Genomic DNA, 13,029 nt, shown 5'->3' with positions numbered 1-13,029 from the left:
ACGATCCGACGGTGACGGGTGTTCGGTGCAGTTCCGGCAGGAGTGACGCTGATGGATACGACGGTCGACGGACAGGGCGTGGCCCTCGGCGAAATCAACAAGTACGACTTCCGCACCGACTCCCCGGCGGTGTTCAAGGCGCGGCGCGGGCTCGACGCCACGATCGTCGCGCAGATCTCGGAGATGAAGCGCGAGCCCGAGTGGGTGCGCGACTTCCGCCTCAAGTCGCTGGAGATCTTCCACTCCAAGCCGATGCCCTCGTGGGGCGGGCGGATCGGCGTCGACTTTCAGGACATCTTCTACTACCTCAAGCCCGCCGAGCAGCAGGGAAAGACGTGGGAGGAGGTCCCCGACGCGATCAAGCAGACGTTCGACCGCCTCGGGATCCCCGAGGCGGAGCGGAAGTTCCTCGCCGGGGTCAAGGCCCAGTTCGAGAGCGAGGTCGTCTACGGCTCGCTGCAGGAGGACCTGGCGAAGAAAGGGGTGATCTTCACCGACACCGACACCGCCGTCCGCGAGCACCCCGACCTGCTCCGCGAGTATTTCGGGAAGATCATCCCGCCGACCGACAACAAGTTCGCCGCCCTCAACTCCGCCGTCTGGTCGGGGGGCTCGTTCATCTACGTGCCCAAGGGGGTGTCGATCGAGTTCCCGCTCCAGGCCTACTTCCGCATCAACGCCGAGAGCATGGGGCAGTTCGAGCGGACGCTGATCATCGTCGACGAGGGGGCGCAGGTGCACTACGTCGAGGGCTGCACCGCCCCGATGTACTCCACCGAGAGCCTCCACTCGGCCGTGGTCGAGATCGTCGTCAAGAAGCACGGTCGCTGCCGTTACACGACGATCCAGAACTGGGCCAACAACATCTACAACCTCGTCACCAAGCGTGCCATGGCCTACGAGGGCGCGCTGATGGAGTGGATCGACGGCAACCTCGGCAGCCAGCTGACGATGAAATACCCGGCGGTCTACCTGATGGAGCCGGGCGCGCGGGGGGAGATCCTCTCGATCGCCTTCGCCTCCGCGGGGCAGCACCAGGACGCCGGCGCGAAGATCGTCCACGCCGCCCCCCACACCAGCGGCCGGATCGTCTCCAAGAGCATCTCGAAGAACGGCGGCCGGGCCAGCTACCGCGGCCTGGTGCGCGTCGAGCCGGGCGCGCGGAAGAGCCGGTCGAGCGTGGTCTGCGACGCCCTGATCCTCGACGACAAGAGCCGCAGCGACACCTATCCCTACATCGAGGTCGAGGAGCAGGACGTCTCGATCGGCCACGAGGCGAGCGTCTCGAAGATCGGCGAGGAGCAGCTGTTCTACCTCACCAGCCGCGGCCTCACCGAGGCCGAGGCGAGCACGATGATCGTCGGCGGGTTCATCGAGCCGCTCGTCAAGGAGCTGCCGATGGAGTACGCCGTCGAGATGAACAAACTGATCCAGTTGCAGATGGAAGGCTCGGTGGGCTGACGCATGACGACCGCGACTCCTGCCGCCCCCCCTGCCCCGGCGTTCGACGAAGCGGCGCTCGGCCGTCTCGTCGCCGCCAGCCCGCTCCCCGGCTGGGCGACCGACACGCGCCGGGCGGCGTTCGCCGCGCTGGCCGGCCTCTCCCTGCCCGACCGGCGCAGCGAGAACTGGATGCGCACCGACCTGCGGCTGTTCCGTCCGCAGGCCTGGGGACTGCGCGACGGGGCTGGGGGCAGCGCCCCCGACGGGCTGCTCCCCGCGGCGATCGTCGCCGGAGCCGGTCAGGAGGAGGACGGGGCCCGGGTGGCCGGCGTGTTGGCGGGGCGGTTCGTGGCCCTCGACGGCACGGTCGTCCGTGCCGAACTCGACCCCGACCTGGCGCGGCGCGGTGTCCGCTTCGGCGCCGCCGAGGCCGTGCTCGCCGACTCTGGTGAGCTCCTCCGCGAGCACTGGTTCACGGTCATCGATCCCCACGCCGACTACTTCACCGCGCTCCACGCCGCTTTCCACCGCGCTAGCGCCATCCTCTACGTCCCCTCCGGCGTGAAAGTGGCCGAGCCGCTCCACGTCCTGGCCGCACTCGGGCCGGGGGGGGTCGACACGTCGCACGTCCTCGTCGTCCTCGGCGAAGGGGCCGAGGCGACGCTCCTCACCGAGACCGCCGGCGGCGGTCCGGCCGGCAGCGCCGGCGGCCTGCACTGCGGTGGCACCGAGATCGTCGTCGGGCGCGGCGCCTTCCTGCGGATGGTGAACCTGCAGAATTGGAGCGACGGCGTCTGGCACTTCGCCCGCCAGCGGGCGGTGATCCACCACAGCGGCCGTCTTCAGTGGACGCTCGGGGCCCTCGGCAGCCGGCTCTCGCAGGTCGCCCAGGACGTCGCCCTCGTCGGCCGCGGGGCCGACGCCCAGGTCAACGGGGTGATGTTCACCGAGGGGCGGCGGCAGCTGGTCTACAACACGCTCCAGCACCACCAGGCCCCGGCCTGCCGGAGCGACCTGCTCTACAAGGGAGCCCTCCAGGACCGCTCGCGCCTCGTGTGGCGTGGGATGATCAAGGTCGACCGTGCCGCCCAGAAGACCGACGGCTACCAGCGCAACGACAACCTCATGCTCTCCACCGAGGCCCGTGCCGACTCGATCCCGGGCCTGGAGATCGAGGCCGACGACGTCCGCTGCACCCACGGGGCGACCAGCGGCCGGGTCGATGCCGAGCAGATCTTCTACGCCCGCGCCCGCGGCCTGGCGGCCGACGAGGCGGCGCGGCTGGTCGTCGCCGGATTCTTCCAGCAGGTCTTCGACCGGATCACGATCCCGCCGGTCCGCGAGGCCTTCGCCCGCGCGATCGGCAGCCGGATCCGCCGGATCACCTGACCGTGCCGGCCGTGCCGCCTCCGGCCGGCTGAAACCCTCCTCCGTCTCCCGTCCGCTGGAAACCGTCCGATGGAAGGCTTCACCCGGGTCGCAGACGCGTCCGCGATCCCCGATCCCGGCCGCGAGCTCGTCGAGGTCGAGGGGGAGGTGGTGGCGTTGTTCCACGTCGGCGGCGCGTTCCACGCCATCGACGACGTCTGCACCCACGATGGCGGCACGCTCGCCGACGGCGCGCTGGTCGGCTTCGCCGTCGCCTGCCCGCGGCACGGTGCGAAGTTCGACGTCCGCACCGGAGCCGCCCTGTCGATGCCGGCGGTCCGGCCGACCCGCTGCCACGAGGTGCGCGTCGCCGACGGCGGCGTCTGGATCCGCCTCCGCAGGGCCCCCGGCGGCGGCCCACCGCCGGCGGGAAGCCCCGCGACCGCGCCCGTCGCGGCCAGCCCCGCTCCGGTCGCAAGCGCGCCCCGGGCCGCCCCTGCCGGTGGCGTCGAGCCGCACGCCGTGGCGACCGATGGCGGCGGCGAGGTCTCGGAGGACGCGGTCCGCGAGATGCTCCGCGAGGTCAAGGACCCGGAGCTGTTCGTCAACATCGTCGACCTCGGGCTGGTGTACGGGGTCACGGTCAGTGCGGCGGCCGACGACCCGGCGGGCCGGCAGGTGTCGATCGACATGACGATGACGAGCCCTGCCTGCCCTGCCGGTCCGCAGCTGATCGCCGACACCAAGCGCGCCGTCGGCCGGCACGCGGCCGTCCGCGGCGTCGAGGTGCGGATCGTGATGGATCCCCCCTGGACCCCCGACCGGATGTCCGACGCGGCCCGCGACCAGCTCGGCATCTTTTGACTGCCGCCGTGCGCGTCGTGCTCCACGAGTGGGCCTGCAGCGGTGGCCTCCACGGTCCGCAGACCGCGCCGCTGCCGTCGTCGGCCACGCTGGCGGCCGTCGTCGCCGAAGGGCGGGCGATGCTCGCGGCCCTCGTCGCCGACGGCCTCCGCGCCGGCGAATTCGACCTCACGCTGCTCCTCGATGCATCCCGGCCGCCGCTGCTCTCGGCGGCGACAGGGCCGGTGCACGTCGAGCCGGTGCCGCGCGGTGCCGAGCTCGACCGGCTCGTCGCCCTCGGCGCCGGGGCCGACTGGACGCTGATCGTCGCCCCGGAGAGCGACGGTCTCCTCGCCGACCGCGTCGCCGCCGTCCGCGCCGCCGGGGGCCGGGTCGCCGCGCCGCAGGGGGCGTTCATCGCCCGCGCCGCCGACAAACACGCGACGGCCCTCGCGCTGGCGGCAGGCGGCGTGCCGGTGCCGGCCGGCCGGCGTCTCGGGCCCGACGAAACCTGGCCGCCGGGATTCGCCCTGCCCGCCGTCGTCAAGGCGCTCGATGGCTGTGGCGGCGACGGTTTCGCGCGTCTCGACACGCCGGCGGATCTGCTCCCCGCGCCGCGCCCGCGGCGGCTCGAACGCCACGCCGCCGGGGTCTCGGTCGGCGTGTCGGCGCTGTGCGGTCCCGCCGGGCACCGCATCCTCCCCCCGGTGCGTCACCTGTTTTCGGCGGAGGACCGGCGGTTTCTCGGCGGCCGCTGCGACCTGCCCGCGGCGCTGGCGGACCGTGCCGCAACCCTCGCCGGCCGGGCGATCGCCGCCCTCGAGCGCGCCAGCGCCCCGGCGGCCGGGTGGGTGGGAGTCGACATGATCCTCGGGCACCGCGACGATGGAGACGCTGACCGCGTCCTCGAGGTCAATCCCCGGCTGACGACGTCGTTCGTCGGGCTGGCCCGAGCGGGGAGCGCGAGCCTGCTAGGCGCCCTGCTGGCGACGGCCGCCGGGAAAGTGGCACGGTGGCCAGGTCGCCGGGAACGTGACGGCAGCTACGCGATCGCGACCCCGGATGGAGCCGCCGCCGATGTGCCCTCCGGCTGACCGCCGCGCCGTTCTTGCCTTCGACATCGGCGGAGCGAACCTCAAAGCGGCCGACGGGCGCGGCGATGCCCATGCCGAGCCGTTTCCCCTCTGGCGACAGCCGCAGCGCCTCGCCCCCCGCCTCGCCGAGCTCGTCACCGAGCGCCGCCCCGGGCGGGTGGTGGCGACGATGACCGGCGAGATTGCCGACTGCTACGCGAGCCGAGCCGAGGGGGTGCAGGCGATCGTCGCGGCCGTGGTCGCCGCGGCCCGGCCGGTGGCCGCCCCCGTCGCGATCCTCGCCACCGACGGTGCGCTGGTCGCGCCCGAAGCCGCCTGTGCCGCTCCGCTGACCGTCGCCGCCGCGAATTGGCACGCCGTGGCCCGGCTCGCCGCCGCCCAAGCCCCCGCCTTCCCGGCGGTGTCGATCGACGTCGGCTCGACGACGGTCGACGTCATTCCCCTCGTGGCCGGCAGCCCCGCCCCGCGCGCCGCCGACGACGTCGGCCGGCTCCGCTCCGGCGAACTGGTCTACACCGGCGTCGAGCGGACGCCCGTGGCGGCGCTCGTCCGCCGCGTCGATCGCGGCGGGATCGCCTGCCCCGTCGTCGCCGAGCGCTACGCCCTCTCGCGCGATGCCTGGCTCCTCCTCGGCGGTCTGGCCGAGGATCCGGCCGACACCGACACCGCCGACGGCCGGCCGTTCACCCGCCCCCTGTCGCGCGCCAGGCTGGCGCGGATGATCCTCGAGGATCCGGAGGCGTTTTCCAGTGCCGACGCGCTGGCTCTGGCCGAGGCCTGTGCCGCGGCGCAGTCGCGCGCGGTGGCGCGGGCGCTGCGGCGCGTCGCCGCGGCACTGCCCGCGCCCCCGGCGGCAGTCGTTCTCTCCGGGCATGGCGACTGCCTGGCGCGGCGGGCGCTCGGGGTCGTCGGCTGGCGCGTGCCGGTGGTGTCGGTGGCAGAGCGGCTCGGGCCGGCGGTGGCGCGGGTCGCCCCGGCCCACGCGCTGGCGCTGGTCGCGCTCGGGGAATTGCCATGAACCCCGTGGCGGGATGGGACGGCGGCCTGCTCCGCGGGGAAGCGACGCGGATCCCGGCGGACCCGGTCGTGAAGTGCGGCGGCAGCCTGCTGACGATGGCCGACTGGCCGGCCCGGCTGCACGCCTGCCACGCGGCGCTGGCGGCCGCGGGCACGCCGCTGATCGTCGTCGGCGGCGGGGCGATCGTCGACGGACTGCGGCGCGTCGACGCCGCCGGAGGGCTCGACGGCGCGGTGGTTCACGACCTCGCGATCGCGCTGATGGGTATCACGGGGCGCCTCGTGGCCGGGGAGCTCGGGTTGCCGCTCACCGCCTCGGCACGCGGCGGGGGCGTCCTCGACGCCGCGGCGTTCCTCGCCGACGAGCGGGCGGCGGGCCCGCGCGGCTGGGAGGTGACGAGCGATTCGATCGCGGCGCTGGCGGCGCGGGTCGCCGGTCGGCCGCTGCTGCTGCTCAAGAGCTGCCCGCCTCCCGTCGTGGGAGGCGACGCGCTCGAGGCCGCCGCTGCCGCCGGCTGGGTGGACGACTGGTTTCCGCGTGCCGCCGCGGGCCTGACCTGGATCGGCTGGGCCTGCCCGAGCCGGGACGCGGTGGCTCCACGCTGAGCGGGCCGGTCACCGCCGAAGCGCGATCGTCCCCGCCGGTCAGTCCCACCAGCAGGAGCCGGCGCCGCCACGGGCGGCCAGGGCGGTGCCCCGGGCCGTGGACAGCGTCGCATCGGCCTCGTCGACCGTGGCGCTGGCGAATGCCCAGGGCTGGAACTGCACTCCCCCCGACGCCGACACCACCCACCGGCCGCCGCGCTCGATGGCGCTGGCGACGGTCGGCACGGTCGCCGGCGCGTCGTAGGCGGGGACCTTGACGCGCGCCGGATCGAGGAGCGGGGTGAGGTCGAGCCCGGCGCGCTTGTCGAGTTGGCGGCCGTGGATCAGCGCCGCGACCACGGCCAGATCGACGCAGTTGACCAGTTCGGCGAACACCGGCTGCTTCTCTGCCAGCTCGTCGTAGTGGCTCGTGAACGCCTCGCACCACGTCGCCGCGCGGCGGTCGGTGCCGCCGGCGCCGCGGACCGTGCCGTCGCGGCCGACAATGTCGTTTTCGGTCAGGCAGGTCATCCGCCGCCCGCCGATCCGCCACGCCAGCTCGTCGGGATCGCGGGCGATCGGGTCGTACGACGCCTCGAGCCAGAAGCGCGGCAGCATGCCTCCCGCCGGCGCGGTCGTGAGCATCGACACGTAGCTCGGCAGCCCGGTCACGCCCGAGGGCTCGAGGCCCATGCCGATCCGCTTGAGCCGGTAGTCGGCAGCGACGAGCACGCGGGCCAGCCGGCTGTCGGCGGGCACGCCGCCGACGCTGACCCGCTGCGGACCGAGCAGCTCCTCCATTTTGCGGAGCGTGGTGTCGGGCCGCCCGGTGACGGGTTTCTGGTCGCGGAGGAACTGCTGGACCTTCGTCACGCCGGCGGGATCGGGGTCGATCGAGCAGCGCATCCCGCCGTCGCGGGCGCCGTCGATGGCGCGGAGCGCGACGACCAGGTCCTCGAGCTGCAACAGCGGCCGACGGCTGTTGGAGGCGACGACGTTGCCGGCGGCATCGACCACCGCCGCGTCGGCGGGGCCGGCGAGCACGATGTCGTGCCCCTCGGGGTCGACGAACAAGTGCGTGACCCGCTCGAGGCCGCCGAGGAACAGCACCTCGGGAGGGAGCGGCTTGCCGCCGGTCGCGGCCGCTTCGACGGCGGCGATGACGCGGGCCAGCGACACCTTCCGCAGCTCGCTGGCCGCGGTGGGACGGCCACCGGCTTTGGCCAGCGCGTCGCGGCGCTTCGTCGCCAGCTCGGCGATGGCGCCGGGCTCGAGGTTGCGGACGATGCCGGAGGTGTCGATCGAGATTCCCCCGACCGCCTGACCGAAGCCGAACCCACCCATCTGGGCGCGAGCCGTGACGCCCGGCACAACGGCCAGGGCCGCCAGCACGACGGCCGCCAGCGGGCGGGAAACGCCGGCGGTGGTGGGCCGGGACGACGACAGCGGCATCATGGACAGCCTCCGGCTGGCGGAAGGGGCATCCGGCCCCTTGAACGGTGCCGCCATGCTAGTCTGGCCCGGTTCGACGCGGCAAACCCGATTCCCCCGCGAAATCATTTGTCTCCCGCCCTTCGTTGCCCGCCCGGGCGCCCTCGCCACCCGTCCTTGCCCGGCACATCATGGGGCGGGAGGAGGTGACGGGGACACCTTTTCCCGGCCGATGCCATGGTCACTAGCGCACACCTGATCGTCTGCGATCCCGAGTCCGGCGCGGTGCCGGTGCGGCTCGTCGACGGCCAGCGTGTCACGCTCGGCCGGGCCAGCGGCAACGCGATCGTCATCCGCGACGAGCGTGCCAGCCGCTGCCATGCCGAGATCTTCGCGGTCGACGGGCAGTGGCGGATCCGCGACCTCGACAGCCGCAACGGGACGAAGGTCGCCGGTGAACCGATCAGCGGCGACCGTGTCCTCGCCACCGGCGACGTGATCCGGATCGGCAAGACCGAGATCGCGTTCGGCCTCGGGGACCCGCCGACCAACGGCAGCGGTGCCGCCGGTCCCCCTTCCAGTGGCATGTCGACCGACCGCCTTCCCGACGTGCTCCAGCAGTGGCAGGCGTCGATCACCCACCGGCGCACCGAGACGCGCCTCCTCGAGGCGATCCGCGAGTCGGCGGCGAGCGTGCCCCGCGTCGGCCGGGCGGCGGCCGAGTTGTGCCGGTTGGCGTTCGCGCTCGGCCAGGCGGGTGATCTGCGTACGGTCGCCGAGCTGGCGCTTTCGACGGCGCTGGAGGGATGCGGGGCCCGGCGCGGGATCGTGTTCCTGCCCGACGGCGTGGCCGGTGCCGGCGATCGCGTGAAGGTCGAGTCGCTCGAGCCGCTGGCGTCGCTCCCCGAGCCCTGGCCTGCCGACTCGATCCCGCGCGCCGCCGCCGCAGCGGTGATGAAGATGAACGAGGCGATCGTCGCCCACGAGGCGGCGCGCCGCGCCGGCGGCGCGTCGAGCATGTCGGCGCCGATCCGCGCCGACGGGCGGACGATCGGCGTGCTCCACGTCGAGCGGCAGCCGGGTGAGCGCGAGGGGACGCCCGACGATCTCGAGTTCCTCCTCGCCGTCGGCAACGCCCTGGGGATGGCGGTCGCCAACCTCCAGGCGCGCGAGGCCCTGTCTGTGAAGCTGGCGACCACCGTCGACGAGAATGCCCGCCTCAAGGCCCGGCTCCGCGAGGAATCGCGGATGGTGGGGGTGAGCCGGTCGTTAGGGACGATCGTCGGTCAGATCGGCAAGGTGGCCGGCACGAAGGCCACGGTGCTGGTCCGCGGCGAGAGCGGCGCCGGCAAGGAGCTCGTCGCCCGCGCGATCCACGAGGCGAGCGAGCGGCGCGGCGGGCCGTTCGTCTGCCTCAACTGCGCCGCCCTCTCGGAGACGCTGCTGGAGAGCGAGCTGTTCGGCCACGAAAAGGGAGCGTTCACCGGGGCCACCGAGCGGAAGGTGGGGAAGTTCGAGCAGGCCCACCGCGGCACGATCTTCCTCGACGAGATCGGGGAGATGAGCCCGGCGATCCAGGCCAAGTTCCTCCGCGTCCTCGAGGGGCACCCCTACGAGCGCGTCGGCGGCCAGTCGCGCGTCCAGGTCGACGTCCGCGTCGTCGCCGCCACCAACCGCGATCTCGAAAAGGGGGTGGCCGCCGGCGAGTTCCGCCGCGACCTCTACTTCCGCCTCCGGGTCGTCGAGATCCTCGTGCCGCCGCTCCGCCACCGGGCCGACGACATCGAGCCGCTCGCCCGCCACTTCCTCGCCCGGTTCGTCGCCGAGACCGGCCAGCTGGTCCGCGACTTCACCCCGGCGGCGCTCGAGGCGATGCGCCGCTACCACTGGCCGGGCAACATCCGCGAGCTGCGCAACTGCATCGAGCGCGCCGTGACGCTCGCGACCACGCCGCTGATCGACGTCGCCGATCTGGTGTTCAGCGAGCTCGGCTCGAGCGGCGACACCGGGCGGGTGGCGACGGCCGCGCCGCGCTACGTCGCCGCGACGCTCGAGGAGGTCGAGCGCCGCCACGTGATGGCGACGCTCACCGCCACCGGCGGCAACAAGACCAAGGCGGCGATGATCCTCGGCATCGAGCGCTCGACGCTCGACCGCAAGCTGGCGCGGTGGGCCGCCGATGGCGATGCCGAGCCGCGCCGCCCGCGGCGCGGCGACTAGCAGCCCGTCAGTCGAGGCCGAAGTAGCGCTTCCAGGCGGCCACGTCGCCGGGCTCGGGCGGAGGGGGCTTCGATTCGGCGGGGCGCCGGGCGGCGCGGGCCCTCGAGCGCCGTTCGGCGAGCCACTGATCGGGGCCCACCGCCGTCGCCCGCCGCCGCCGCGCGGCCGCCTGGAGACGCCGGTCGCCCGACACGACGACCAGGCTGCCGGGAGCGTCGTCGCCGGCGACCAACTCCTCGATCAGCGAATCGGCATCGGGATACTCGCGTGCGAACCAGACGCGGATCCCACGGTGGACGAGCCGGCCGGGGAGGCCGTCGGGCGAGCGCGCCGCGTCGAACACCACCAGGCAGTCGCCGGCGTCGTCGCCGAGGAAGTCGGCGAGCAGATCGAGCAGCGCGACGCGCGACTGCTCGAATCCGCGCGGCCCGCGGTCGGCCCCGAACACCCCCGAGGCGTGGAGCAGGTTGTAGCCGTCGATGATCAGCGTCATCGGCGCCCCGGCCCCTGTTTCAGCGGCGGAACTTCACGCGCCCGGCGACGATCGTCGCGGCGGCCCGGCCCCGGAGCGTCCAGCCGTGAAACGGCGAATTGACGCTCTTCGACCGGAAGGAGCCGACGTCGACCTGCCAGGTGACGTCGGGATCGATGACGGTGATGTCGGCCACGGCACCGGGGCGGAGCGTGCCGCGTGGCACGCCGAGGATCCGCGCCGGAGCGGTGCTGAGGGCGTCGACGAGCCGCGGCCAGTCGAGCCGCCCCGTCGCCACCAGCCGCGTCACCGCCAGCCCGACGGCGGTCTCGAGGCCGAGGATTCCGAACGGCGCCCGGTCGAGCTCGAGCATCTTCTTCTCGCGGGCGTGCGGGGCATGGTCGGTGGCGATGCAGTCGATCGTCCCGTCGGCGAGTCCGGCGATGATCGCCTCGACGTCGGCGGCCGTGCGCAGCGGCGGGCTCATCTTGCAGTTGGCGTCGAACGAGCGCAGCGCCTCGTCGGTGAGCGTGAAGTGGTGCGGGCAGGCCTCCGCCGTGACGCGGATCCCGCGCGCCTTCGCCTCGCGGACCTGCGCCACGCCGCCGGCGGTCGTGACGTGCATCACGTGCAGCCGCCCGCCGGTGAACGCGGCCAGGGCGATGTCGCGGCCGATCATGATCTCCTCGGCCGCCGCCGGCCAGCCGCCGAGGCCGAGCGCCAGCGACACCGCCCCCTCGTGCATCACGCCGCCGCGGGTCAGCTCGAGGACTTCCTCGTGGGCGAGGATCGGGACGTCGAACATCCGGCAGTATTCCAGTGCCCGGCGCATCAGCTCGGCGTCGTAGACGGGTGCCCCGTCGTCGCTGAACGCCACCGCGCCCGCTTCGAACAGCGCGCCGATGTCGGCCAACTCCTTCCCCGCCCGGTCGCGGCTCACGCAGCCGACGACGAACACGTTGCAGGCATCGGCGCGGGCGGCCTTCTGGTGGATGAAGCCGACCGCCGCCTGGGTGTCGATCGGCGGCTCGGTGTTGGGGATGCAGGCGACGCTCGTGAACCCGCCGGCGAGGGCGGCACGGGTGCCGGTCTCGATCGTCTCGTCCTCCTCGCGCCCCGGCTCGCGGAGATGGACGTGCATGTCGACCAGCCCCGGTGCCACGATCATCCCGGCGGCGTCGAGCGATTCGTCAGTCGGCCCGGCTGCCCGGCCGATCGCCGCCACCACGCCGTCGCGCACCAGCACGTCGTCGACCCGGTCGATCCCCTGCGCCGGATCGATCACCCGTCCGCCGCGCACCAGGAGCGTTCCCATCAGCCCTGCCCTCCCGCCGCGGCCGCCGGCCGGGCGTTGCACGACAGCCACAACACCGCCATCCGCACCGCCAGGCCGTTGGTCACCTGGTCGAGGATCACCGACTGCGGGCAGTCGGCGACGTCGGCGGTCATCTCCACGCCCCGATTGATCGGACCGGGGGCGAGGATCAGCAGCTCGGGGCGGGCCCGGCGGAGGCGCTCGCCGGTCATCGCGTACAGCGCGGCATATTCGCGAACCGACGGGAAAGGTCGCGTGTTCTGCCGCTCGAACTGGATCCGCAGCAGGTTGAGCACGTCGCAGCGAGGGATGATCGCGTCGAGGTCGTGCGAGACCTCGGCGCCGAGCTCCTCCCAGCGCGGCGAGACGAGCGTCGGCGGGCCGCAAAGGATCACCTTCGCGCCGAGGGCAAGGAGCCCGTGGAGGTTCGAGCGCGCCGTGCGGCTGTGGGCGATGTCGCCGACGAGGCCCACCGTGCACCCGGCCAGGCTCCCGCGCCGTTCACGGATCGAGAAGATGTCGAGCAACCCCTGGGTGGGGTGCTCGTGGGGACCGTCGCCGGCGTTGATCACGCCGGCGGCGAGGTGCCGCGCCAGGAGGTGGGGCGTGCCCGGCGTGGCGTGGCGGACGACGACGACGTCGATCCCCATCGCTTCGAGGTTCCTCGCCGTGTCGATGAACGACTCCCCCTTGGCGAGGCTGCTGGCCGAGGCCGAGAAGTCGACCACGTCGGCGCCTAGCCGCCGGGCGGCGAGGGCGAAGCTGGTGCGGGTGCGGGTGGAGTTCTCGAAAAACAGATTCACGACCGTCCGGCCGCCGAGGACTGCGAGCTTGGTGCGGCAGCCGTCGGTCGCCTCCTTGAACCGCCCGGCGGTGTCGAGGAGCAGTTCGATCTCGGCGGCGTCGAGCCGCTCGAGGTCGAGGAGGTGACGGTGCCGCCACGCGGGGGGGGCTTCGGTGGTGAACGGAGCGGTGGGCATCGGCACGAAAGGCGAAGGGGGGAAGCGATGGCGCGGCGGAGATTCTAGCTTTCCCGGTGACAAAGCCCTCCATGGCCTTTGTCACCTCCGGTCGACCGGTGGGAACGCCGAGGGTTCCCACGGTCGACGGGCGCCGCATCGTGCGGCGGGCTTTCCCGGTGACAAAGCCCTCCATGGCCTTTGTCACCTCCGGTCGACCGGTGGGAACGCCGAGGGTTCCCACGGTCGACGGGCGCCGCATCGTGCGGCGGGCTTTCCCGG

11 protein-coding genes are annotated in these 13,029 nt (G+C 73.4%); 7 read left to right on the top strand and 4 right to left on the bottom strand.

Annotated elements, in window-relative coordinates:
* Nucleotides 1-51 precede the first annotated feature (51 nt).
* From sufB to FJ309_04625, 6 genes are all read left to right on the top strand, one after another.
* On the top strand, nt 52-1,461 hold the full coding sequence (gene sufB / locus FJ309_04650) for a Fe-S cluster assembly protein SufB (GenBank protein MBM3953893.1): 1,410 nt from the start codon (nt 52-54) through the stop codon (nt 1,459-1,461).
* A 3-nt stretch (nt 1,462-1,464) separates the two neighbouring features.
* Nucleotides 1,465-2,832, top strand: coding sequence for a Fe-S cluster assembly protein SufD (gene sufD / locus FJ309_04645; protein ID MBM3953892.1), 1,368 nt, complete (start codon nt 1,465-1,467; stop codon nt 2,830-2,832).
* A gap of 306 nt (nt 2,833-3,138) precedes the next feature.
* Nucleotides 3,139-3,675, top strand: coding sequence for a metal-sulfur cluster assembly factor (locus FJ309_04640; protein MBM3953891.1), 537 nt, complete (start codon nt 3,139-3,141; stop codon nt 3,673-3,675).
* A gap of 8 nt (nt 3,676-3,683) precedes the next feature.
* Complete coding sequence (locus FJ309_04635) at nt 3,684-4,748, top strand: ATP-grasp domain-containing protein (protein ID MBM3953890.1); 1,065 nt, start codon at nt 3,684-3,686, stop codon at nt 4,746-4,748.
* Nucleotides 4,717-5,766 (top strand): H4MPT-linked C1 transfer pathway protein, encoded by a 1,050-nt coding sequence (locus tag FJ309_04630; protein MBM3953889.1) that lies wholly within the window; start codon nt 4,717-4,719, stop codon nt 5,764-5,766. The genes FJ309_04635 and FJ309_04630 overlap by 32 nt, the downstream gene beginning before the upstream one ends.
* Nucleotides 5,763-6,371 carry a hypothetical protein gene (locus FJ309_04625; GenBank protein MBM3953888.1) on the top strand — a complete coding sequence of 203 codons (609 nt, stop codon included), beginning with the start codon at nt 5,763-5,765 and terminating at the stop codon, nt 6,369-6,371. Before FJ309_04630 ends, FJ309_04625 begins: the two co-directional genes overlap by 4 nt.
* Nucleotides 6,372-6,410: 39 nt before the next feature.
* Here FJ309_04625 and FJ309_04620 read toward each other — a convergent pair whose 3' ends face one another.
* Nucleotides 6,411-7,910 carry a DUF1598 domain-containing protein gene (locus tag FJ309_04620; protein ID MBM3953887.1) on the bottom strand — a complete coding sequence of 500 codons (1,500 nt, stop codon included), beginning with the start codon at nt 7,908-7,910 and terminating at the stop codon, nt 6,411-6,413.
* A 108-nt stretch (nt 7,911-8,018) separates the two neighbouring features.
* Between FJ309_04620 and FJ309_04615 the strand changes: the two genes are divergently transcribed.
* Nucleotides 8,019-10,001, top strand: a complete 1,983-nt coding sequence (locus FJ309_04615) for an FHA domain-containing protein (GenBank protein MBM3953886.1) — start codon at nt 8,019-8,021, stop codon at nt 9,999-10,001.
* A 7-nt stretch (nt 10,002-10,008) separates the two neighbouring features.
* Here FJ309_04615 and FJ309_04610 read toward each other — a convergent pair whose 3' ends face one another.
* From FJ309_04610 to FJ309_04600, 3 genes are read right to left on the bottom strand one after another with little or no spacing between them, the layout of a single operon-like run.
* The gene (locus tag FJ309_04610; GenBank protein MBM3953885.1) at nt 10,009-10,494 is read right to left on the bottom strand and encodes a hypothetical protein; all 486 of its coding nucleotides are present in this window, start codon (nt 10,492-10,494) and stop codon (nt 10,009-10,011) included.
* A gap of 19 nt (nt 10,495-10,513) precedes the next feature.
* The gene (locus FJ309_04605; GenBank protein MBM3953884.1) at nt 10,514-11,788 is read right to left on the bottom strand and encodes a dihydroorotase; all 1,275 of its coding nucleotides are present in this window, start codon (nt 11,786-11,788) and stop codon (nt 10,514-10,516) included.
* Nucleotides 11,788-12,768: an aspartate carbamoyltransferase catalytic subunit gene (locus tag FJ309_04600; GenBank protein MBM3953883.1), complete on the bottom strand. Its 981-nt coding sequence runs from the start codon at nt 12,766-12,768 to the stop codon at nt 11,788-11,790. Before FJ309_04600 ends, FJ309_04605 begins: the two co-directional genes overlap by 1 nt.
* Nucleotides 12,769-13,029 lie beyond the last annotated feature (261 nt).

Source organism: Planctomycetota bacterium (assembly GCA_016872555.1).
Classification (GTDB): Bacteria; Planctomycetota; Planctomycetia; order Pirellulales; family UBA1268; genus F1-20-MAGs016.
The sequence above is the reverse complement of the archived record's forward strand: the minus strand, read 5'-3'. Positions and strand labels throughout refer to the sequence as shown.